Raw genomic sequence first — 22,210 nt, forward strand, 5'->3', positions numbered from 1 at the left:
CACTCCGACATCAAATGAGAAAGCGCTTGCCAGGTGTCGGGCGCTTTCTCATGGCGGGGCCGCGCAGCGGCGCGCCTGAACAGGCATGGACAAACGCGCCGCGACGACAAAAAAGCCATTCCTCCCGGGGGCATATAATGTCGAACGATCTGCCGCCCCTCCAGAAAAATGCCCGACCTGCTAGCCAATCTAAACCCCGAACAACACGCCGCCGTCACGCTCCCTAACGAGCCGGCGCTCATTCTCGCCGGCGCGGGCAGCGGCAAGACCCGCGTGCTCATCACGCGTATTGCGTGGCTGATCCAGCACGGGCTGGCGTCGCCCGCCACGATTCTGGCGGTGACCTTCACCAACAAGGCGGCCCGCGAAATGATGTCGCGTCTGTCGGCGCTCCTGCCGATCGACACGCGCGGCATGTGGATCGGCACCTTCCACGGTCTGTGCAACCGCATGCTGCGCGCGCATCATCGCGACGCGGGCCTGCCGGCCACTTTTCAGATTCTCGATACCGCGGACCAGCTCTCCGCGATCAAGCGTTTGATGAAGGGCCTCAATATCGACGATGAAAAGTATCCGGCGAAAAATCTCCAGTACTTCATCAACAACGCGAAGGAACAAGGGCTGCGGCCGAAAGACGTCGACGCCACCGACAACTTCAACCGCAAATTCGTCGAACTCTACGAAGCCTACGACCAGCAGTGCCAGCGCGAAGGCGTCGTCGACTTTCCTGAACTGCTGCTGCGCTGCCATGAACTGCTCGCGCACAATCCGCCGCTGCGCGCCCACTACCAGGCGCGCTTCCGACACATTCTGGTCGACGAGTTCCAGGACACCAACAAGCTGCAATACGCGTGGCTCAAGCTGCTGGCGGGCCAGACCAATTCGATCTTCGCTGTCGGCGACGACGACCAGTCGATCTACGCCTTCCGCGGCGCGAACGTCGGCAACATGCGCGACTTCGAACACGAGTTCAACGTGCGCCACCTGATCAAGCTCGAACAGAACTACCGCTCGCACGGCCATATTCTCGACGCCGCCAATCAGCTCATCGCCAACAACTCGCGGCGGTTGGGCAAGAATCTGCGTACTGACGCGGGTCACGGCGAACCGGTGCGCGTGTATGAATCCGCGACCGATACGCAGGAAGCCGGCTGGATCGTCGAGGAAATCAAGGCGCTGATCAGCACCGGCACGTCGCGCAGCGAGATCGCGATCCTGTACCGCAGCAACGCCCAGTCGCGCACGATCGAGCACACGCTGGTCAACGCGGGTATCGCCTACCGCGTGTACGGCGGCTTGCGCTTTTTCGAGCGTCAGGAAGTCAAGCACGCGCTCGCCTATCTGCGCCTGATCGACAATCCGAACGACGACACCGCGTTCGCGCGCGTCGTCAATTTCCCGACACGCGGCATCGGCGCGCGTTCGATCGAACAGCTCGCGGACGCGGCGCGTCTGTACAACTGCTCGATGGCCGCGGCGATTCCGTATGTGGCGGGCAAGGCGGGTTCGAGTCTCGCGGGCTTCGCCAATCTGGTCGGCAAGATGCGCGCGGAAACGCAGCAGATGAGCCTGCCGGAAACCGTCGAGTACGTGGTTCGCACAAGTGGTCTATCGGAGTTCTATCAGAACGAACGCGAAGGCCAGGACCGGCTGGAAAACTTGCAGGAACTGGTCAACGCGGCCGCGGCGTTCGTCAGCGAAGAGGGCTACGGCATGGACACGCCGGCGCGCTCCATTCCGCTGCGCCCCGGCGCGACCGCCGCACCCGAACTGGTGGTTGCCACGGACGACCCGAATACCGTCGTGCTGGACGCACCCGGCATCGCCGATCCGGCGCAAAACCCGGACACCATGACGCCGCTCGCCGGTTTTCTGTCGCACGCGTCGCTCGAAGCGGGCGACAACCAGGCGCAAGCCGGCCAGGAAGCCGTGCAACTCATGACAGTGCACGCGGCCAAGGGCCTCGAGTTCACGGCGGTATTCATCACCGGTCTCGAAGAAGGGCTGTTCCCGCACGAGAACAGCGCGATGGAATCGGACGGTCTGGAAGAAGAGCGCCGCCTGATGTACGTCGCGATTACGCGGGCGAAGGAGCGCTTGTATCTGTCGTTCGCGCAAAGCCGCATGCTGCACGGCCAGACCCGTTACAACATCCGCTCGCGCTTCTTCGACGAACTGCCGCAGGAAACGCTCAAGTGGCTCACGCCGAAGGTCGAGGCGGGCGCGCGCTGGGGCGGCCGTTCGGACAACGCGGGCTATGGGCGTGACTGGTTCGCGCGGCCGGGTTATACGGGACCGGCATCGTCGACACCCGCGCAGTTGCCTGCGTTCGCTAATGAACAGCGTGCGGCGGAAACGGGTTTCCGGGTCGGCCAGCAGGTGTTCCACACCAAGTTCGGCGAAGGCACGATTACCGCGCTCGAAGGCGGCGGCACCGACGCGAAGGCGCAGGTCAAATTCAAACGGCACGGCGAGAAGTGGCTGGCACTCGCCGTCGCCAAATTGCAGGCGGTGGAATGAGCGGGGCGGGCATGGGCACGCCGGAGATGAGCGGGGCCGGCGCAGCAGCGACTGACGCAGGCGCGACCGGCACAAGAGTGACCGGCGCGGGAGCGGCTGACGCGGGCACGATGGCCGCGCGCACGTCCGCGATCGACCCGAGCCTCGGTGGCGCTTCGGTTTCGCATCGGCCGCTCGGGATTCTGGCGGCTTTGCCGCAAGAACTCGGCGATCTGCTCGAAGCAATGCGCGCCGAGGCCGGCGTGCGCACCATCACGCACGGTCAGCGCGACTATCACTTAGGCACCGTGCACGGTGCGCCATGCGTGGTCACGCTGGCGCGCGTCGGCAAGGTTGCGGCGGCGGCCACGGTCAGCGCCCTGATCCATGCGTTCGACGTCGAAGCCATCGTGTTCACCGGCGTGGCCGGCGGCGTCGGGGCCGAGGTGCGGGTGGGCGATATCGTCGTCGCCGACACGCTGCTTCAGCACGATCTCGACGCGTCGCCGTTGTTTCCGCGTTTCGAAGTGCCGTTGCTGGGCGTCTCGCATTTCAGCGCCGACGCGGCGCTCGCCGCGCAACTCGCCGCGGCCTGCGAATGCTTCGTCGCGGAAGAGGGCGCGGCCTCGGCGGCGCGGTTCGGTACGCGTGAGCCGCGCGTGCATCGCGGTTTGATCATCAGCGGCGATCAGTTCGTGGCGAGCGCAGCGGGCGTTCGGGCTTTGCGCGAGGCGCTGCCGAACGCGCTCGCCGTGGAGATGGAAGGCGCGGCAATCGCGCAGGTCTGTCACGAATACGGCGTGCCGTGCGCGGTGGTCCGCACGATCTCGGATACCGCCGACGATCATGCGCCGGCGTCTTTCGTGTCGTTTCTCACGGAGATCGCCGGGACATATTCGAACGCGATTCTGACGCGGTTTCTACAGGCGCGGATTTCAGAGGGCTGATGATCGGCGTCGAACGCGTATTGGCGCTGCCGACCGCGACGGCGGGCATCGACCCACCGCGCCCACCGCGCACGTTCCCGGCTATTTAACCCCGGTGTCGTCCAGTGCTTCGCGCACCTGCTGCAATGCGGACGGATCTTCAATGGTCGGCAAGTCGCCTGGCTCGCGGCCTTCGGCGAGTGCCGCAATCGCGCGGCGCAGCAGCTTGCCGGAACGCGTCTTCGGCAGCATCGACACCACCACGACCCGCGTCGGCCGCGCAATTGCGCCGAGCTGGCGGTCCACCGTCGCCATCAGCTCGGTTTCCAGCTTGCTGCGCTTCCTGGCGTCCGCGTAAGCCTGCGCGTCGCGCAGCACCACGAAGGCCATCGCCGCCTGGCCTTTTAACGCGTCCGTCACGCCGACCACCGCGACTTCCGCGACGGCCGCGTGGCTCGACAACGCCTCCTCGATCTCACGCGTGCCGAGCCGATGGCCGGCGACGTTGATCACGTCGTCGGTGCGGCCGAGGATCGTCACGTAACCGTCTTCGTCCTGCACGCCCCAGTCGAACGTTGAATAAACCTGCTGGTTCGGAACACTCGACCAATACGTGCTGACGAAGCGCCGGTCGTCGCCCCACACCGTCGACATGCAGCCCGGCGGCAGCGGATAGGCCAGCGTGAGCACGCCCTTTTCGCCGGGCGGGCAAGGCTCGCCGGTCAACTCGTTGCGCAAGGTCAGATTGAAACCCGCCGACGGCACGCCCGGCGAGCCGAGCTTGGTGGGCAGCGCTTCGACACCTCGCGGAATGGCGAGCATCGGCCAGCCGGTCTCGGTCTGCCAGTAGTTATCGATCACCGGCTTGCCGAGCGCGTCCGAGATCCATGCGGCGGTCGGTTCGTCGAGCGGTTCGCCGGCGAGGAACAACGTGCACAGGCTCGACAGATCGGCCTTCTTCAGGAACGCCGGGTCCTGCTTTTTCAGCACCCGCAAGGCGGTCGGCGCGGTGAACATCAGATTGATCTTGTGATGCTCGACGAGCCGCCACCAGATGCCGCCATCCGGACGAATCGGCGTGCCTTCGTACATCACCGTGGTGAGGCCCGCGATCAGCGGCGCGTAGACGATATAGCTATGGCCGACCACCCAGCCCACGTCCGACGCGGTGAACATCGTGTCGCCCGGCTTGCCCTGGAAGATATGCTCCATCGACGCCGCTAGCGCGACCGCATAGCCGCCGACGTCGCGTTGCACGCCCTTCGGCTTGCCGGTCGTGCCCGACGTGTACAGCACATAGGAAGGCTCATTCGATTCGAGCCACTCGCACGGCACGTGGGCATCGAAGAACTTTTCGCGCAGAGGCTCGTAGGCGACCAGGTAGCTGGCGTTCAGGCGCTCGGGCGCTAGCTGCCGGTCGATCAGCAAGACGCGCGGCGTCTTGTGGTTCGCGCGTGCGAGCGCTTCGTCCATCAGCGGCGTGTAGTCGATCACCTTGCCGCCGCGCGCGCCCGCGTCGGCGGTGACGATCAGCACGGGCTTCGCGTCGTCGATGCGGGCCGCGAGGTTGGGCGCCGCGAAGCCGCCGAACACCACCGAATGAATCGCGCCCAGCCGCGCGCAGGCGAGCATCGCGAACAGCGCCTCGGGGATCATCGGCAGATAGAGCAGGACCACGTCGCCGCGCTTGACGCCGAGCGAGCGCATGACGGCGGCCATCCGGTTAATCTCGGCGTACAACTCGGCGTAGGTGTAGCGTCGCTCGATGCCGGTTTCCGTCGAGACATAGACCAGCGCGTTCTGCTGCGCGCGCTCGACCAGATGCCGGTCCACCGCGTTATGACACAGATTCGTACGACCGCCGACGAACCAGCGCGCGAACGGCGGATTCGACCGGTCGAGCACCGTGTCGAACGGCGTCTGCCAATGGATGCGCCGCGCTTCTTCGCGCCAGAATGCTTCGGGATGCTCGATCGAACGGCGGTGGAAGTCGCGGTAGCTGGTCATCTGCGGCGATCCTTCTGCTGCGTGAGTGAATGCATTCGGCGCGCGTCGCCGTGCGGCGCTGCGCTGCGCGAGGACAAGGCGGGTATCCGCACAAGCATAGAGCAGGGGTGGCTCGGCGGACAACGCGGGTTCACCATGAGCGATGCGGTGCGCTGTCGGGCGTGGCAAGGGGCCGCGTCACTAATACGTCGCAGCACCTGAGTTCACGCCAGGATAAAGACAAAGAAAAAGGCGCCGAAGCGCCTTTTCTCATCAGACCCGAGGTCGGACTGTCTTCATGCCTTCGCGCGCTTGCCTTCCACATCCGGCAGAAACACCGTCAGCACGCCGATCAACGGCAGGAACGAGCAGACCTTGTAGACATACGTGATGCTGGTGGCATCGGCCAGTTGCCCGAGGACGGCCGCGCCGATCCCGCCCATGCCGAACGCGAAGCCGAAAAACAGGCCCGCCACCATGCCCACCTTGCCGGGGATCAACTCCTGCGCATACACGAGGATCGCCGAGAACGCTGAAGCCAGCACCACGCCGATGATTACCGTCAGCACGCCGGTCCAGAACAGATTGGCGTAGGGCAGCAGCAGCGTGAACGGCGCCACGCCGAGAATCGAGACCCAGATCACATACTTGCGGCCGATCCGGTCGCCGACCGGTCCACCGATCACCGTGCCCGCCGCCACTGCCGCAAGGAACACGAACAGGTGGACCTGCGCGGCCTGCACAGGCAGATGGAATTTGTCGATCAGATAGAAGGTGAAGTAGCTGTTGATGCTGGCGAGATAGAAGTACTTCGAGAACACCAGCAGAATCAGCACGCCCATTGCGAACATGACCTTGTTGCGCGAGAGCGTGGCATGACCGGCCGCGCCGCGCGCTTTCTTCACCGACGGATGCTGCTTGTACCAGCGACCGATCTGTGTCAGCACGACGATCGCGACGAGCGCCGCCACCGAAAACCACGCAATGCTGCGCTGGCCGTGCGGAATCACGATCAACGCGGCGAGTAGCGGCCCGAGCGACGAACCCGCGTTGCCGCCCACCTGGAACAGCGACTGCGCAAGTCCGTGACGGCCACCCGACGCCATGCGCGCCACCCGCGACGATTCCGGATGGAACACCGACGAGCCGCAGCCGACCAGCGCCGCCGCGACCAGCAGCACGCCGAAATTGGGCGCGACCGACATCAACAGTAGCCCGGCGAGCGTGAAGCCCATGCCGACGGGCAGCGAATACGGCTTCGGATGCTTGTCCGTATAAATGCCGACGAGCGGTTGCAGCAGCGACGCGGTGATCTGGTAAGTCAGCGTGATCAGGCCGATCTGTCCGAACGACAACGAGAAGTTGTCTTTCAGCATCGGGTAGATCGCGAGGATCAACGACTGGATCATGTCGTTGAGCAGATGCGAAAAGCTGATTGCGCCGAGCACGGAGTAGACCGTGCGTTGGACCTTGACGGCCGGCTGCGCAGCGGTGGTGGTGGCGGTTCCGGCGCCGGCTGGTGCGCCGGCGAGGGCGCTTTTATCGAGGCTCGTTTCCATACGCTAGATGAGAGAGGAGAAAGAATGATCTGACGCCGCCTATGTGGTGCAAACATCGTTTTCAGCGCTGCGGCATTTCGACGCGGTTTTTGCGAAGTCAGCTATTTGTCGCAGTTTAATGTGGCCTGAGCGAATTGTAAGGACAAGTTTTGTCGCGAATCGGACATGCGATGTTGATGAGGGCCAGCGTGAGGGCGTCGGAATCGCGCGCCGCGCGCACCCCGGCGGTGCAAAAACAATTGTGTCTGCCTGACCACGCGCGCACGGCCTCTCGTCTGATAAATGCCGCCCCGGCGATTTTTGGCCATGTATAAAACCGATCGCGGGCGCGCGGCTTACGAGGCGGCGCGTCGAGGACCGGGCGACATACGATCGGCATTTCGCGAGCGACGCTAAAGATCGCAGACGTTTATGCCGTTGACCCGGAGAGATGAGCAGCAATGCCGGAACCGACCTTTCCGGCAGTTCTACACGTGGGGACGGGGAATATGAAAGCAGTTTCGCTGGGTAGCCAGACGGGCGCGGGATTCGTACCGGAGGGAGAAGCGGCTGGCAAAACGCCGCCACAGAGCGAGCGCAGCCGCTCGCGGGCGGTCAGGCTCAAGGGTTTGTCGGTGAAGGCGATGCTGCGCCTCGCGTTTGCCGTGCTGCTGATCGGTACGCTGCTGATCGGCGTGTTTTCGCTGACCCAGATCAGCCGCCTGAATGCATCGGCACAATCCATCTACGATCAGGGGCACGTTGCCAGCCGTGCGGCCGAAGAGGCACGCGGCTACATGCTGCGCGCGAGCCGCGCGCAGAAAATGCTGCTCACCGCGACCACCGCGAAAGAGCGCGACGATCTCGGCGCCGATATCGAAACGGGCCTGAGCGGTCTCGCTTCGCAACTCGGCACGCTGCAACAGTACGTCGATACCTCCGACGCGAAGGCGGTCGACCAGCAGAAGAAATTTGCCGCCGCCGTGACGGCGTGGAGCGGCCATCTGCGCGACTTCGTGACGCTCGTGAAAGCGCAGCCGCTCGACCTGTCGCAAATGAACTGGCAGGTCGGCACGCAGGACGTGTCGCTGCTGGTCGAAACCGGCAAGCTCGAAAAACTCGTCGATGAACTCGTCGCGCAGCGCGGTACCGCAGCGAAGGCGACCATCGAGGCATCGGGGTTTATCTACCATTCGTCGTTCGTGATGATCGCGTTGGCGACGCTCGGCCTGATCGTGCTCGCGTTCGGTATCAGCGAGTGGGTGGTGCGACGCCTTGCCGGTCAGCTCGGCGGCGAGCCGGCGTACGCGAAGGAAATCGCCAGCCGGATCGCGGCGGGCGATCTGTCCGTCGATATCGCGCTGGGCCGCAAGGACAAGTCGAGCATGCTCTTCGCGCTCAACGACATGCAAAGCGGCCTCGCGACAACGGTCGCCGACATTGCCTCGAGCGCGGACGCGATCGCGACGGCATCGGGCGAGATTTCGATGGGCAACCTGGATCTGTCGCAGCGCACCGAGCAACAGGCGATGGCGCTCGAACGCACGGCGACCAGCATGGAGCAATTGACTTCGACGGTGCGCCAGAATGCCGACAATGCGAAGCAGGCGAGCACGCTCGCCAACAACGCGTCGGAGATCGCGGAGAAGGGCGGCGAGGTGGTGAGCCGCGTGGTTGCGACGATGAACGAGATCAACGATAGCGCGCGCAGTATCGGCGACATCATCGGCGTGATCGAGGGGATCGCCTTTCAGACCAATATTCTTGCGTTGAACGCGGCCGTCGAGGCAGCGCGTGCCGGTGAGGAAGGGCGCGGATTTTCCGTGGTCGCCGCGGAAGTGCGTAATCTGGCTCAACGTAGTGCGGCGGCCGCCAAGGAGATCAAAGGTTTGATCAGTACGTCGGTCGAGCGGGTGAGCAATGGCTCGACGCTTGCCCAGGACGCCGGGCAGACCATGGACGAGGTCGTCAAGGCGGTGAAGCGTGTGACCGACATCATGGGTGAAATCTCGGCGGCTTCGTCCGAGCAGAGCGCAGGGATCGAGGAGATCAACCTCGCGGTCACGCAGATGGATGCCGGGACGCAGCAGAATGCGGCGTTGGTGGAGCAGGCTACCGCGGCTGCCAGGTCGCTGGATGATCAGGCACGCGGGCTGAAGGTGATGGTGGGTAAGTTCAGGTTGTGAGCGCGGGTGAAGCGATCCTCGTAGAGGATCGCGACCTGGAACCCATCCGCATTTTTGCGTGCGAGGCGGCTGGTGGATTTACCCGCGTGGGTTGGTGAAGCGCTCGCTAACCAACCACGACATTCCCGAAACATACCCAAAAGCACGCAAGCAAAAATTAGCTTGCCTTACCACTCCCGGGCGTAACCACAACCGTACAGGTAATCCCCGCCGCCAGCACGACATTGTCGGGCACCGAATCGATCTTCACCCGCACGGGCACGCGCTGCGCCAACCGTACCCAGTTAAAAGTCGGATTCACATCGGCAAGCAGTTCACGGCTCTCAGGATTGTCCCGATCATAAATGCCGCGAGAAATACTCTCGACGTGCCCCTGCAGCGTGCCACCGCTCATCAACCGGACTTCAGCCTTGTCGCCAACGCGCACATGCGGAAGCTTGGTTTCCTCGAAGTACCCGTACACCCAGAACGAATGGCTATCGACAATCGCCAGCTTCGCGGAACCCACCGTCGCATAATCGCCGCGAAACACGCTCAGATTCGTGACATACCCGTCGACCGGTGACACGACCCGCGTGCGTTCGAGATTCAGCTTGGCCGCGTCGAGCGTGGCCAAAGCCTGCTGATAAGACGCCTCGGCAGCCGAAGCAGTGTGAGTCGCGTTCTCGCGGTTCTCTTTCGACACGACCAGCGCATCCATATCGGCACGCCGTTGCGCGTCATCGCGCCTCATCTGCAACTCGGCCTTTCGCGCGGCAACCGCGGCCTGCGCCTGTTCAACCGCGAGCGCATAGTGCGACGGGTCGATCTGCATCAACAGGTCGCCTTTCTTCACGAGCTGATTGTCCTTCACCGGCAGATCGACGATCGCCCCGGAAACATCCGGTGCGATATTCACGATCTCGGCGCGCACGCGACCGTCGCGTGTCCACGGTTCATCCATGTAATGAACCCACAGCACGCGTCCAATCAAAATCGCGACGATAAAAATAACGGCTGTCGCGACGAAGCCCACAATATTTCGGATGGTCATGTTTCGACTCTGATCAACGATAAACGGCGAGACCCAGCACGCCGCAAACACACACGAGCAAGCTGGCCCGGAACAAGGACGGATGCCACACCACGCGATACAGGCCCGTATGGGCGATCACGCGGTCCAGTACCCACGTAAGCGCGGCGCCTGCGATGAACAGCAACACGATGGCAGGGATGTACGCGTCCAGAACGGCGATATCACGTGGCATGACGAACTCCTTCTGACGCGCCGGCACGTCCGCTCATCAACGATTCAAGCGGCGATTGCGGATCGAGCAGCGCGGTACGAATGAAATGCAGTTGACTCAAAATGCGTTGCAGCTGGTGCCGCTCTTCACGCGGCGGCGCGAAAGCGACCAGCATCTGCTGAAGCGCGGTGATAGCGTCGGTGGTCGCGGCGAGCGCGCGGTCGAAGCGGTCTTCACGCGGCCGCTCGAATAGCGCGGCCAGCGCGTCGCGCATGGTGCGCAGCGAGGCGCGCCACGGCATCGACGGCGCATAACGCGCGTCGGCAGGCAGCGTGGCCAGTTCGCGGCGCAAGTCGATCACCGCGTTGCCCACTTCGAGCACCGAGAAGAGCCAGCGCAACGTATCGCGTTTAAGCTCGGGCTCGTGTTGCGCGAGCGCGTTGATCTGGAACATCAGATCGCGCGCGCCGCTCTCGAAGCGCGAGCGCACCCGGCGCATGCCCGCGCGGCTCGCCAGCACCACCTGGCGGCGCAAATCCATCAGCAGGCGGTTGCGCAGCCACGGAGTGGAGGGCGGCAGCAACACCGCGAACGCGATCGAGGCCACCAGCATCGACAGCACGAGCGCCATCGCGTCGTTCATGAAACTGCTCGGGTCGTAGTGAATCACGTTGTCCGGGCCGGCGAGGAAACAGAAGAAGATGCAGTAGCCGACGCCATAGCCGGCCAGCGCGGGCCGTGTGGTCATGAACACGCCGAGCAGCAGGAAAGGCGCGAGCGCGGCGCACAGCAGCGGGAAGCCGTCGATGTGCGGAAACACGCCGAACACCGCGATCATTCCCATCACCGTGGCGACCAGCGTGCCGGCGGCCATCTGGAACGCGGTGCGTTTCGGATTCGGCGACGACGACGCCAGCGCGCACACCGCCGCGGCGTTCAGCGTCAGGGTCGAACCGCTCGGCCACGCGGTCGCGATCCAGAACGCGCCGAGCACCATCATCACGATGGCGGCGCGCACGCCCGAGACGCTTGCCGCAATCGCGTTCGTTTTCGGTTCGTAACGTTCGACCCAGCGCTCGCGCTCGTGCGTATCGACGGAGAGCGATGCGTACGTGGCCGCATAGGCGTGCAGGTCATCGATAAAGCGATACAGCAGTTCGGCGCCGGTGTCGAAGTCGAGCAGCGGGGCGTCGGGATGCGCTTCCAGTTCCGCTCGCGTCGCGCGCACGCGCTTGGGCAACTCGGCTTTGAAGGCCTCGAGTTGCGCGGCGGCGTGAACGGCGTCGGCGGCGCTCAGCACGGGTTCACCGGATTTCGCGAGCAGCGGGGCGATTTCCCGGAAGTACGGCTCGAGCGCATCGACAGCGATCGCCGCGCCGCTGGTGTTCGCGTCGCGCAAGCGGTTCATCAGCTGATGCAGCGCGTGAAAGCGCGTCGAGGCGGTCATGAACTCACTGTTCAGACGGGCGAGGCGGCCGCCACGCATGCGCGAGTCGGGACCCTCGAACACGGCCACGCTGCGCGCCGCTTCGAAGCCGACGATGTCGGCGACAAAGCGTGCATTGGTCGCTTCGATCTGCGCGCGGTCATTGTGGCCGGCGAGCGACGCCGACACATACTCGACGAAGGCCGAGAAACGTGCGCGCACGGTGCCGCGCATCTGCAAGCCGGCAAACTGCGGAAACACGAGGCCACTCACGGCGCCCGCGCAGATAATGCCGACCACCACTTCGGCCACTCGCGTGAGCGCGCTCAGAAATGCGCCGTCCGGGTGCTGCGAAGCGGGAATGCCGATCAGCGCGGCGGTGTAGCCCGCCAGCACGAAACCGTACGACCTGAAGTTGCGGTTGCGCGCGGCGCCCGCCGTGCAGATGCCAACCCAGATCGCGGTCGTGACAATGAACAGTTCCGGCTGCTGCGCGAACAGACCGATCAGCGCGAGCATCACGACGAGACCGACGAGCGTGCCGCAGATCCGGTAGAAGCTCTTTGCGAACACCATGCCGCTTTGCGGCTGCATCACGATGAACACGGTGGTCATTGCCGTGCGCGGCTGCGGCAGGTCGAGCTTCATCGCGACGCCGAGCGCGAGGAAGCAGGCGGCGAGCGCTTTGAACAGATAGATCCACGTCAGACCGTCGTTACGCGCCCAGTCGGCGGCGGCCGCGTAATACGCTGCGAACGACGCCGGACGCGGCGCGGAAAAAGGAGAAGCGGACATGATCAGCTTCCCGACCTGGCGGGTTTGGCCGGCTCGGCGCTGGCGGTCGAACCGGGCGCGACCGTCTTACCCTTGCCATGCGCCGGCAGCGTTTCTTTCGCCAGCGGACCGTTGGCCGGGTCGTCGAGTCCACCGCCCAATGCCGTGACCAGCGACGCATGCGCGCCGAGCCGTTCGGCCTGGATCCTGGCCACGCCTTCCTGTGCGTGCAGCAACTGGTTTTGGGCGATCAACACGTTCAGGTAGTCGGTCAGGCCGCGCCGATAACCTTCGCGCGACAGATCGTAGTTCTTGCGGGCGGTCGCGACTGAACGGTCGGCGTCGTCGGCCTGGGTCGCGAGCGAGCGGATCCGGATCACCTGATCGGAAATGTCCTTGAGCGCGCCGACAATCGACTGGTTGTAACGGTCGACGGCTTCGTCATAGCTCGCCGAGGCTGCGCCGAGTTGCGAACGCAGGCGGCCGCCGTCGAGGATCGGCAGCGACAGCGCGGGCCCCGCGCTCCAGCTATGCGACGGGTTCTTTAGAAACTGGAACAGCGGCCCCATTGCCGCATATCCGCCGATCGACGCGAGCAGGTTGATGTCCGGATAGAAGTCGGCCTTGGCCACGTCGATGCCGCGTGCCTGCGCCGCGACCGTCCAGCGCGCCGCGACCACGTCCGGCCGGTGGCCGATCAGGTCGGCGGGCAGGGCGCTCGGCAGGCCGGCCGGCGCGTTCAGCGAAAGCGTCGGACGCTGGATCGAATCACCCGCGCCCGGACCTTTACCGGCCAGCGCGGCCAGCTGATTGCGGCCGAGCGCGATCTTTTCTTCGATTTCGTCGATCTGGCGTTCGTATTCGGGCAACGGCGTTTCGGCCTGGCTCACTTCCAGCTGCGTACCGATGCCGCCTTTCAGGCGCCGGCTAGCCAGGTCCACGATCTGCTGCTGTTGCTGCAAGGTGGATTTGGCGATGTCGAGGAGCGCGTAGTTCAGCGACATCTCGATGTACGTGCGCACCACGTTGTTTTCCAGCTCGAGCTGGGCGGCGCGGGCATCGGCTGAGCTCGCGTGGGCGGCGTCGAGCGCGCGCTCGGCGGCGTTCTTGTCCTTGCCCCAGATATCGAGGTGATACGACAGGCCGAGCGTGCCGGTGTTGTTCCACGATTGCTCGCCCGCGAGCGGGCCGGGACCGTAGTACAGGTTGTCGGCCCACTTCTGGCGCTGGATCGACAGGCTGCCGTTGACTTGCGGCGACAACGCCGCACGGGCGACACCCGCCATCGACATGGCTTCGCGCACGCGTGCCTGGGCGGCCGCGAGGCTCGGGTTGCCCGCTTGCGCGGCGTCGATCCACTCGTTGAGTTGCGGATCGTTGTAGGCGCGCCACCAGTCGACGGCCGGCCATTGGGCGTCCGCATTGGCGGCGCGGATCGCGTTGCCCGCGTCGAGCGAAGCGGGCTGGACTCCGCTCGCTTGCGGCGCGACGCCTCCGGTACTGGCACAGCCAGCGATTGTTAATAGGATCGTAAGAACCGCGGCTGCGGCGATCCCTTTCGGTACCGGAGACTGCACGATTTCCTCCAGAAATGACTATAGAAGCATGTGCGTCATTATATTTTTTGATCAATTGCGGAATAACCGGTAAAGATGCAAGGCATTTTTACGCGATATGAGACAATCGCCTTTGCGAATCGTGTAACAATCGCTTCCGATCACAAGGGAAAGTTATGGATACGCTTCAAAACATGCGCGTATTTGTCCGCGTCGTCGAAGCGGGCAGCTTTACGGGCGCCGCGCAGCATCTGAACACGACCACCGCATATGCGTCGCGCGCGGTGTCCGATCTGGAAGCGCATCTGCGCACGCGCCTGTTGAACCGCACCACGCGCCGCATCGCGCTGACCGAGGCCGGCGAGCGCTACCTGCAGCGCTGCGAGCAGATCCTCGCGTACGTGGATCAGGCGGAAGCCGAGGCGAGCGACGCTCACGCCCGCCCGTCCGGCAAACTCAAGGTCCACGCAATGACGAGTTTCGGCCAGCACTACGTGGTGCCGGCCGTAGGCCGCTACCAGGAGCGCTATCCGGAGGTGCAGATCGAACTGACGCTCGCGCAGCGCATGCCCGATCTGCTCGACGAAGGTTTCGACGTGTCGCTCACGCTCGCCACCGGTCTGCCGGATTCGGGGCTGGTGTCGCAGCGCATTGGCAGCGCGTTCAGCATCGCGTGCGCGTCGCCTGCCTATCTGGAGCGGCGCGGTGTGCCGCAAACGCCCGCGGACCTGGTGCGTCACACGTGTCTGCAAATGGTCACGCCGGTTTTTCCGACCGACAAATGGACCTTCGACGGCCCGAACGGCGAGGAAACCATCGCCCTCGGCCCGACCACCTTCCAGGTGAACGTGGCCGAAGCCATGGCGGTGGCCGTGTCGAATGGCATGGGCGTCGGGCTGATTCCGATCTACTCGGCGATCAGCGGTTTGCGAAGTGGCGAACTGGTGTGGTTGCTGCCGGAATACACGTCGCAGGAGATGAATCTGTACGCGTTGTACCCGTCCCGGCAGTATCTGGACGCCAAGATCCGCACGTGGGTCGAGTTCCTGCGAGATGAACTGCCTGCCACGCTGGCTGCGGATCAGGCGGAATTGCGCGAATTCGCGCGCGCCTGAGATAAGGCGCGCGTCTTTTGGCAATCCTTGAACGGTTGACCGGGCGGCGGGCGGTGCAGTGACCGCCTGTTACATAAGTGCCGCGCCGCAACATTTCCTTACTTTCGCCGCCCGATCGATTTGCTAACGTGTCGTTCATGCGCTGCGGTAGTAGACCGGGGGCGCTCATTTCGCCGCGGTTCGGCAATATTGCAACAACAGAAGCACGAGGGATTCATGGATACGCATCTGATGATCGGCGTGGCCGTCATGATTGGCTTGATCGGGATTGCCGCTTCGCGCGATCTGCTGCGCCGGTTGCGCGAGCAGCAGCCGCAACTGGTGCCGATCAAGGTCGAGCGCCCGGATCTGAAGGCACAGCGGCGCGACCGTTGAGTCTCGCCGAGGCGCCTGTCTAGCAGGCGCCGTTTATTCGGGCGGCGGCGCGCAGTTTGGTTCGGCGTGCGTGGATTGTCCGCGCTTGTTGCTCGCTTCTTGCTTGCTTCTTGCTCCTTTCCTGGCCTATATCGGGTTAAGTGCGGCGATCGCGCCGTTGGCTCATGCTGCTTTGCGGTTCGGGCTTATGTTTGGGCTTACGTCAGGCCGGTTTTCAGTTTATTGCCGCGATCAGACCCGGTTCGTCATTGAGCGTGCGGTCCACCTCGTGGCTCACCCGGTGCCAGCGGAAGCGTCCGGCGGCCAGGCCCGCGCTGCGTGTCAATTGCTCGAGTTCGTCGAGCGGTAAAGCGGGATCCAGCCAGCGGCGGGCCGCTTCCGATGCGAATGCCAGCGGACGGCGATCGTGCACATCGACGAGACCCGTATCGGCGATGGCCGTCACTATCACCATTCCCATGCCTTCCGTTTGTGGTTCCGTGCCGCGCACGCTCGATAGCGCCGCGAGATACATGGGAGCATCGCTTTTCAGATGCACGAAGTAGGGCTGACGGATCGGCGGTTCGTCCGCTCTGTCCTTGCTCTGCGCGATGGCTGTCACAGGCGTGGTTTCCACGCGCCATTCGAACCAGCCGTCCGCAGGCACCAATACGCGCCCGGTCTTCCACAGTTCCTTGAAGTAGCGCCCGTTCGGCGCGGCGTCCGCGCGCGCGTTGATGGTCTGCGGCAAATGCTGTTCGCGTGCCCAGTCGGGACGATATCCCCAGTGGATTGCGCGCACCGTCTGATCCGGGTACACCGTGAGCGGGTGCGTGCCGGGAGCGAGGTTGTAGCCGGGACGCCGGTCGGCGGCATCGAAAAGCATGAGTGGATCGGCGAGACCGAGGTGCTCGGCGTAGAAATGCGGATCGCGGTACTGGCTGATTCGACCACACATGAGCGACCTCCGGAGACGACCAGCCTGGGTTGCGACCGCTGCGGTTCGATAACTTCACTAGCGTAGCGCCTGCCGGGCGGGCTCGCTATTCAGATCGGCCCGAAGGTGGTCTGCCTGCTGGGGCGACAGGAGCGGGGTTAGGCTGGTCCGGGCTACCTGAGCTAGCCGAGCTACCCGACCTACTCAAGCCAACCCGCGGCACCTTCAGATGCCGCTAAATCTCAACGACCTTATCCCACGCAAACAGCGGATTCTCCAGCAGCCCGGTGCGCCGGTCGAGATATCCGCGCGGATTGCACACCACGCGCGTGCCGTTCACGCTGTAGTCGAACGGCGTATGCGTGTGCCCATGAATCCATAACGCGACCGGCGGCCCCACGAGATCCGGCAAGTGATTGACGAAGCCCGCCGACACGCGGTCTTCCGCGTAACGTTCGGCCAGACTCAGCCGATGCGGCGCATGATGCGTGACGACGATCGTCTTGCCGCCGAAGGGTTTGGCGAGTTCGCCTTCGAGCCAGGCCCGCGCCTGCCGGTGCAGCGCGAGCGAATCGTCGGGTGTGAAGTCGCGCGTTGCATCGTGGGTGTCGTGCGGCCAGTTCATCTGGATCAGCCCGCGAAAATCGAGCATGACCCGCCGCGACGCAGCGATCGACTCCGCGAGCGTATCGGCGTCGTTTCCGTATAAGGCGAAGTCGGTCCACAAGGTCGTGCCGAGCACGCGCCACCGGCCTTGCGGGTCGACCAGCGCCGCATTGTTCAGCACGTGCACATTGTCGACCTGCGCGGCCGCGTCGTGGAGCGCGGCTTCGAGCGCGCCGAACTCGCCGTCGTAGTACTCGTGATTGCCCGGCACGTAGACCACTGGCACGGCGCCGTCGAAAGTCTGCGCGGCCCAGCGCGGTCCGGCCGCGTGGTTGTGGATGTCGCCCGCCAGCACGATCAGATCCGCCTGCGCATGCGGGATCAGCTCGGGCTCGTCATTTTCCAGATGCAGATCGGACAGCACTCGAATCTTCACGACCACGACTCCTGCAAGGGGCTCCGCAAGGGAACGCGCAGCTTCAGACGCTAGCGTAGCACCTTGCCCGGATTCATCAGATTCAGCGGATCGAGCGCGCGCTTGACGGCACGCATCAACTGCACCTCGACGTCCTGCTTGTAATGCATCGCCTCGTCGATCTTCAACTGGCCGAGCCCGTGTTCCGCGCTGATGCTGCCGCGATGCCGATGCACGCTGTCGTAGACGATCTGGTTGATCGGGCCTTGGTACTGTTTGAGGAACGCCTTGGCGTCGACGCCTTCGGGCGCCTGCACGTTGTAGTGCAGATTGCCGTCGCCGAGATGGCCGAATGTCACCATGCGCGCACCGGGCACGGCTTGCGCGATCGCGGCGTCGGTTTCTTCGATGAAGTGGCCGATGCGCGAGATCGGCACCGCGATATCGTGCTTGATGTTCAGCCCTTCTTCGGCCTGGGCGAGCGGAATGTGTTCACGCAGGTTCCAGAACGCCCGCGACTGGCTGAGGTTTTCCGCGACCACCGCGTCCTGCACCAGGCCTTCTTCCAGCGCCGTTTCCATTAAACGCTCGAACAGTTCGCGTGCGTGCTCCTCGCTCTCGCTGTCCGACAGTTCGAGCAGCACGACCTGCGCGTGCGGCTCGGCGAACGGATAGCGCATCTGCTCGAAATGCCGGCCGACCAGACGCAGGCAGAAATCCGACATCAATTCGAAACCGGTCAGGAGCGGCCCGGCGACGCGCTGCGTGAGTGAGAGAAAATCGAGCGCGGCGTGCGGCGACGCGAGCGCGGCGAGCGCCGTGACGCGCGCGGCTGGTTGTGGATGCAACTTCAGCACGGCAGCGGTGATGATGCCGAGTGTGCCTTCCGCGCCGATGAACAGGTCGCGCAGATCGTAGCCGGTGTTGTCCTTGCGCAGTCCGCGCAGGCCGTCCCACAGTTCGCCCTGCGGGGTGACGACTTCGAGGCCGAGGCAAAGTTCGCGCGTGTTGCCATAGCGGAGCACGCCGGTGCCGCCCGCATTGGTGGCGAGATTGCCGCCGATCGTGCAACTGCCTTCGGCGGCGAGGCTCAACGGAAACAGCCGGCCGGCTTCTTCGGCGTGCTTCTGCACTTCCGCGAGGATGACGCCGGCTTCGACCGTGATCGTGTTGTTGTGCGGATCGATGTCGCGCACCCGGTTCAGACGCCGCAAGCTGATGACCGCTTGCGCGCCGCTTGCGTCCGGCGTGGCGCCGCCGGCAAGGCCCGTGTTGCCACCTTGCGGGACTAGCGCGATGCGATGCTCGACGGCGAGCTTCACGAGTGCCGCGACTTCGTCAGGCGTGGCCGGGCAGAGCACCGCGCATGCCGCGCCGGTGTAGCGGCGCCGCCAGTCGGTCAGGTACGGGGCGGTGTCGTGCGGATCGGTCAGCACCTGCGCGGCGCCGATGGCGTCGCGGCAGGCGGCGAGAAAAGCGGTTTGGGTCATGTTGGGTCAGTCAGCGTGTTCGGGAGGAATGTCGCGACGTTCTGGTCAGATGGTCGTGTTGGCTTGTTTCGCAGCCAGGCGTGGCGCTTGTTTCGCCGCCTGTTTTTTAGCCTGTTGCGGCCTCTTTTGCGGCCTCTTTTGCGGCCTCTTTCGCAGCCCGTTTTGCCGCGCGTTTGAATGGCGCGACATAGGCCAGCGCGCAAACGAAAAAGACCATGGAGAGCACGGCCTCCAGCCAGCCGAGACCGGCGCTCAGCTCGCGGTCGCTCCAGCCGCGCACCACGCCTTCGGCAAAATACAGCAGGATCAACATCGACGCCCATTGCAGCGTGTAAAGCCGCTGCCGCCAGACGCCCGGCAGAGCGACCAGCAACGGCACGGCCTTGAGCACGAGCGCCGAACCGCCGGGCCGCAGCGGCGCGAGCCACCATTCCCACACGACGCACAGCGCGATCAGCACAGCCAGTGCAGTGGTGGCGCCGAGCGCGGCGGCGCGATTTCGCTGCACGGACGCTGCGTGTGTGGCGCTCGGCGCGCGCGTTGCCGGGTCGGCGGCCGGTTGGGCGTTCGGCTCGTTCACGGCCTTTCGCTCATGGATGCCGCCGTGCGCGCGACGCGGGCGCCGAGCGCGATGGCGAGCGTCTTTTCGTCCGCGGAGATGCCGTGTTCGGCGCTGCCCGCACGCGCGAAATGCGACGCGCCGTAAGGCGTGCCGCCGGTTTGCGTGGTGCTCAGCGCGCTCTCGGTGTACGGAATGCCGACGATCAGCATGCCGTGATGCAGAAGCGGCAGCATCATGGAGAGCAGCGTGGATTCCTGACCGCCGTGCAGACTGCCGGTGGACGTGAACACGCAGGCGGGCTTGCCTGAGAGGGCGCCGGATAGCCACTGCGGCGTGGTGCCGTCGAGAAAGTATTTGAGCGACGCGGCCATGTTGCCGAAGCGGGTGGGCGAGCCGAGCGCGAGGCCGGCGCATTCTTCGAGGTCACGCAGTTCGACGAAGGGCGGCCCTTCGGCGGGAATGTCGGGCTGGGTCGCTTCACAGACGGTGGACACCGCCGGCACGGTACGCACGCGCGCCTGCATGCCGGGAACGCTGTCGACGCCGTGCGCGATCGCCAGCGCGAGTTCGCGCGTGGCGCCGTGACGGCTGTAATAGAGCACGAGAATGTCTTTCATAGGCCTCATCGGTGAACAGGTATTATAGGGGTTGGGTCCGCTCCACAGGCCACACATAGCCGTTCGGCCAGGTCTCGCGCGCGGTCCTGAAACACCAGCAAAGGAAACGAGGGAGGTGGGTTTGTTGTCCAGGGTGCGTTTCGATCTCGACACGCTCAAACGCCTCGCGCAGTTTGCCGCGCAGCGCAGCAGCGAAGACCGCATTCCGCAGGTGGCCGGCAGTCTCACGTTCACCACCATGCTTTCGCTCGTGCCGCTCGCGACCGTCGCGTTCGCGTTGTTCACTGCGTTTCCGATCTTTGCTTCCTTCCAGATGTCGCTGCAGATTTTTCTTGCCGATCATCTGATGCCCGCGCAGCTCAACAGTCAGATCTTCAATTATCTGAATCAGTTTGCTTCGAAGGCGAAGGGTCTCACCACCATCGGTATGATTTTTCTGTTCGTCACCGCCGTGATGACGATGATGACGGTCGAGTCCGCGTTCAACGTGATCTGGCGCGTGCGCAAGGCGCGGCCAATCGCGCAGCGCATTCTGGTGTACTGGGCGATCATCACGCTCGGCCCGATCCTGATCGGCGTGAGCCTGTCGATTTCATCGTACCTGTTCACGCAATCCATGACCTTCACGGCGGCCCAGCGCATGACACCGGTCATCGAGTGGGCGCTCGCGGGCGCCGCGCTCCCGCTCACCGCGGTCGCATTCACGATTCTCTACGTGTACCTGCCGAATTGCCGCGTGGAATGGCGCGACGCGGTGATCGGCGGTGTGACTGCCGCGATCGCCTTCGAGCTTGCGAAGCGCGGCTTCGGTTATTACGTGCGGCGCATTCCAACCTACACCGCGGTGTATGGCGCATTTGCGGCCGTGCCGCTGTTTCTGCTGTGGATGTACCTGTGCTGGTTCATCACGCTGGCGGGCGCGATGATCGCGTCCGCGTTGCCGGCCATTCGCATTGGGCAGTTTCACCGGCCCACCTTCGAAGGCAGCAATCTGTTCGACTCGCTCGAACTGCTCGCGCGCCTCTCGGAAGCACGCGACGCCGGCAAGCGCGGCTATACGGTGCCCGAACTTTCACGCATGCTTCGCCGCGATATGGACACCACGCTCAACCTGCTGGAAAAGCTCGAAGAGATCGAGTGGATCGCGCGCTTGCAGGAGGACGACTCGCGTCCGCATTTCCTGCTGCTGGCGAATCCGGCGCAAATCACTGTCGAGCGCCTGTTCGGACTGTTCGTGATCGACCGCGCGGAGCTCGGATATCAGCTCGAGCTGGCGTCCACGCGTGTGGACGGAGAAATGCTGCTGGCGGCCCTCGAAAACGACAAGCTGAAAGTGACGCTCGCCGCTTTGCTTGCCGCGCGAGCAGCCGACCGTGCCGCGCGCGCTGCGGAGGACGAGTCTGGCGCGCCTTCCATGCCGCAGCATGCGGCGTGATGCCGGACGAGGCGGGTTGAGGCAGCGTGCGAGCGCTTGATACCGCGAAAGGCGGCCGCAGCGGAAACTTCGAAGCAGTGGAAAAGCTAGCGCTTCGCTACAACGAAATCTTGCCGACGCAAATGTCCTTGAACATCACCCAATCACCCATCAGGCTGTAAAGCGGATGCCGGAAGGTAGCCGGCCGATTTTTCTCGAAGAAGAAATGCCCGACCCAGGCGAAGCCGTATCCGCAGATCACGGCAGCGGGCAGCCAGAGCCAGTCGCCGGTGGCGAGCGCCATGGCAAGACAGCCGATCACGCCGAGCGATCCCACGAAGTGCAGCCGCCGCGAGACCGTATTGCGATGCTCGCTCAGATAGTACGGATAGAACTCCGCGAAACTCGCGAAGTGATCGGTGTGCGCGGTTTGAGCCATCACGGCCTCCGGATTGCTACGCTTCTCGATGCTCCGGCGTGCGCCGGCATGCCGGACACACGCGCTCGAAACAGGACAGGCTTGATCCATTGTGCGGCTATCGGGCCATGCGCGCAACCTGGCCATTTGGCCGATGGCGCAGCG

At 64.3% G+C, this 22,210-nt stretch carries 18 protein-coding genes; 6 read left to right on the plus strand and 12 right to left on the minus strand.

Annotation, left to right across the window (positions count from 1 at the left end):
* Positions 1-168 precede the first annotated feature (168 nt).
* Both BLW71_RS01075 and BLW71_RS01080 read left to right on the plus strand, forming a co-directional pair.
* Positions 169-2,520, plus strand: a complete 2,352-nt coding sequence (locus BLW71_RS01075) for a UvrD-helicase domain-containing protein (RefSeq protein ID WP_091792659.1) — start codon at positions 169-171, stop codon at positions 2,518-2,520.
* A 110-nt stretch (positions 2,521-2,630) separates the two neighbouring features.
* Positions 2,631-3,446, plus strand: coding sequence for a 5'-methylthioadenosine/adenosylhomocysteine nucleosidase (locus tag BLW71_RS01080; protein ID WP_091800213.1), 816 nt, complete (start codon positions 2,631-2,633; stop codon positions 3,444-3,446).
* 81 nt (positions 3,447-3,527) lie between these two features.
* On the opposite strand, the gene BLW71_RS01085 is transcribed toward BLW71_RS01080, so the two are convergent.
* Together BLW71_RS01085 and BLW71_RS01090 are read right to left on the minus strand one after the other, a co-directional pair.
* Complete coding sequence (locus tag BLW71_RS01085; RefSeq protein WP_091792660.1) at positions 3,528-5,600, minus strand: propionate--CoA ligase; 2,073 nt, start codon at positions 5,598-5,600, stop codon at positions 3,528-3,530.
* 107 nt (positions 5,601-5,707) lie between these two features.
* Positions 5,708-6,970: an MFS transporter gene (locus tag BLW71_RS01090; protein WP_091792661.1), complete on the minus strand. Its 1,263-nt coding sequence runs from the start codon at positions 6,968-6,970 to the stop codon at positions 5,708-5,710.
* Between the two features lie 488 nt (positions 6,971-7,458).
* Here BLW71_RS01090 and BLW71_RS01095 point away from each other — a divergent pair, with 488 nt between their 5' ends.
* Positions 7,459-9,135: a methyl-accepting chemotaxis protein gene (locus tag BLW71_RS01095; RefSeq protein ID WP_091792662.1), complete on the plus strand. Its 1,677-nt coding sequence runs from the start codon at positions 7,459-7,461 to the stop codon at positions 9,133-9,135.
* A gap of 157 nt (positions 9,136-9,292) precedes the next feature.
* On the opposite strand, the gene BLW71_RS01100 is transcribed toward BLW71_RS01095, so the two are convergent.
* From BLW71_RS01100 to BLW71_RS01115, 4 genes are read right to left on the minus strand one after another with little or no spacing between them, the layout of a single operon-like run.
* A complete protein-coding gene (locus BLW71_RS01100; RefSeq protein WP_091792663.1) occupies positions 9,293-10,168 on the minus strand; it encodes an efflux RND transporter periplasmic adaptor subunit in 876 nt (291 codons plus the stop codon).
* 13 nt (positions 10,169-10,181) lie between these two features.
* Positions 10,182-10,382 (minus strand): DUF1656 domain-containing protein, encoded by a 201-nt coding sequence (locus BLW71_RS01105; RefSeq protein WP_011489172.1) that lies wholly within the window; start codon positions 10,380-10,382, stop codon positions 10,182-10,184.
* A complete protein-coding gene (locus BLW71_RS01110) occupies positions 10,372-12,582 on the minus strand; it encodes an FUSC family protein (protein WP_091792664.1) in 2,211 nt (736 codons plus the stop codon). The genes BLW71_RS01105 and BLW71_RS01110 overlap by 11 nt, the downstream gene beginning before the upstream one ends.
* 2 nt (positions 12,583-12,584) lie before the next feature.
* Positions 12,585-14,138: an efflux transporter outer membrane subunit gene (locus BLW71_RS01115; RefSeq protein ID WP_091792665.1), complete on the minus strand. Its 1,554-nt coding sequence runs from the start codon at positions 14,136-14,138 to the stop codon at positions 12,585-12,587.
* A 155-nt stretch (positions 14,139-14,293) separates the two neighbouring features.
* Between BLW71_RS01115 and BLW71_RS01120 the strand changes: the two genes are divergently transcribed.
* On the plus strand, positions 14,294-15,232 hold the full coding sequence (locus BLW71_RS01120) for a LysR family transcriptional regulator (RefSeq protein WP_091792666.1): 939 nt from the start codon (positions 14,294-14,296) through the stop codon (positions 15,230-15,232).
* A 216-nt stretch (positions 15,233-15,448) separates the two neighbouring features.
* A complete protein-coding gene (locus BLW71_RS41495) occupies positions 15,449-15,607 on the plus strand; it encodes a hypothetical protein (protein WP_177204944.1) in 159 nt (52 codons plus the stop codon).
* A 214-nt stretch (positions 15,608-15,821) separates the two neighbouring features.
* Here BLW71_RS41495 and BLW71_RS01125 read toward each other — a convergent pair whose 3' ends face one another.
* From BLW71_RS01125 to wrbA, 5 genes are all read right to left on the minus strand, one after another.
* Positions 15,822-16,544, minus strand: coding sequence for an SOS response-associated peptidase (locus tag BLW71_RS01125; protein ID WP_091792667.1), 723 nt, complete (start codon positions 16,542-16,544; stop codon positions 15,822-15,824).
* Between the two features lie 214 nt (positions 16,545-16,758).
* The gene (locus BLW71_RS01130) at positions 16,759-17,565 is read right to left on the minus strand and encodes a metallophosphoesterase (RefSeq protein WP_091800217.1); all 807 of its coding nucleotides are present in this window, start codon (positions 17,563-17,565) and stop codon (positions 16,759-16,761) included.
* Positions 17,566-17,615: 50 nt separating this feature from the next.
* Positions 17,616-19,034, minus strand: coding sequence for an FAD-binding oxidoreductase (locus tag BLW71_RS01135; RefSeq protein ID WP_091792668.1), 1,419 nt, complete (start codon positions 19,032-19,034; stop codon positions 17,616-17,618).
* A gap of 106 nt (positions 19,035-19,140) precedes the next feature.
* Positions 19,141-19,614 carry a DUF2069 domain-containing protein gene (locus BLW71_RS01140; RefSeq protein WP_091792669.1) on the minus strand — a complete coding sequence of 158 codons (474 nt, stop codon included), beginning with the start codon at positions 19,612-19,614 and terminating at the stop codon, positions 19,141-19,143.
* Positions 19,611-20,213, minus strand: coding sequence for an NAD(P)H:quinone oxidoreductase (gene wrbA, locus BLW71_RS01145; RefSeq protein ID WP_091792670.1), 603 nt, complete (start codon positions 20,211-20,213; stop codon positions 19,611-19,613). The genes BLW71_RS01140 and wrbA overlap by 4 nt, the downstream gene beginning before the upstream one ends.
* 121 nt (positions 20,214-20,334) lie before the next feature.
* Between wrbA and BLW71_RS01150 the strand changes: the two genes are divergently transcribed.
* Complete coding sequence (locus BLW71_RS01150; RefSeq protein ID WP_177205075.1) at positions 20,335-21,648, plus strand: YihY family inner membrane protein; 1,314 nt, start codon at positions 20,335-20,337, stop codon at positions 21,646-21,648.
* A 97-nt stretch (positions 21,649-21,745) separates the two neighbouring features.
* Here BLW71_RS01150 and BLW71_RS01155 read toward each other — a convergent pair whose 3' ends face one another.
* A complete protein-coding gene (locus BLW71_RS01155) occupies positions 21,746-22,066 on the minus strand; it encodes an Mpo1-like protein (protein ID WP_012433756.1) in 321 nt (106 codons plus the stop codon).
* Between the last annotated feature and the right edge of the window lie 144 nt (positions 22,067-22,210).

It is taken from the genome of Burkholderia sp. WP9 (genome assembly GCF_900104795.1).
Classification (GTDB): Bacteria; Pseudomonadota; Gammaproteobacteria; order Burkholderiales; family Burkholderiaceae; genus Paraburkholderia.

Coding starts and splice junctions, on each gene's coding strand:
- BLW71_RS01075 (WP_091792659.1), top strand. CDS start 169: ATGCCCGACCTGCTAGCCAATCTAAACCCCGAACAACACGCCGCCGTC.
- BLW71_RS01080 (WP_091800213.1), top strand. CDS start 2,631: ATGGCCGCGCGCACGTCCGCGATCGACCCGAGCCTCGGTGGCGCTTCG.
- BLW71_RS01090 (WP_091792661.1), bottom strand. CDS start 6,970: ATGGAAACGAGCCTCGATAAAAGCGCCCTCGCCGGCGCACCAGCCGGC.
- BLW71_RS01095 (WP_091792662.1), top strand. CDS start 7,459: ATGAAAGCAGTTTCGCTGGGTAGCCAGACGGGCGCGGGATTCGTACCG.
- BLW71_RS01100 (WP_091792663.1), bottom strand. CDS start 10,168: ATGACCATCCGAAATATTGTGGGCTTCGTCGCGACAGCCGTTATTTTT.
- BLW71_RS01105 (WP_011489172.1), bottom strand. CDS start 10,382: ATGCCACGTGATATCGCCGTTCTGGACGCGTACATCCCTGCCATCGTG.
- BLW71_RS01110 (WP_091792664.1), bottom strand. CDS start 12,582: ATGTCCGCTTCTCCTTTTTCCGCGCCGCGTCCGGCGTCGTTCGCAGCG.
- BLW71_RS01120 (WP_091792666.1), top strand. CDS start 14,294: ATGGATACGCTTCAAAACATGCGCGTATTTGTCCGCGTCGTCGAAGCG.
- BLW71_RS41495 (WP_177204944.1), top strand. CDS start 15,449: ATGGATACGCATCTGATGATCGGCGTGGCCGTCATGATTGGCTTGATC.
- BLW71_RS01125 (WP_091792667.1), bottom strand. CDS start 16,544: ATGTGTGGTCGAATCAGCCAGTACCGCGATCCGCATTTCTACGCCGAG.
- BLW71_RS01135 (WP_091792668.1), bottom strand. CDS start 19,034: ATGACCCAAACCGCTTTTCTCGCCGCCTGCCGCGACGCCATCGGCGCC.
- wrbA (WP_091792670.1), bottom strand. CDS start 20,213: ATGAAAGACATTCTCGTGCTCTATTACAGCCGTCACGGCGCCACGCGC.
- BLW71_RS01155 (WP_012433756.1), bottom strand. CDS start 22,066: ATGGCTCAAACCGCGCACACCGATCACTTCGCGAGTTTCGCGGAGTTC.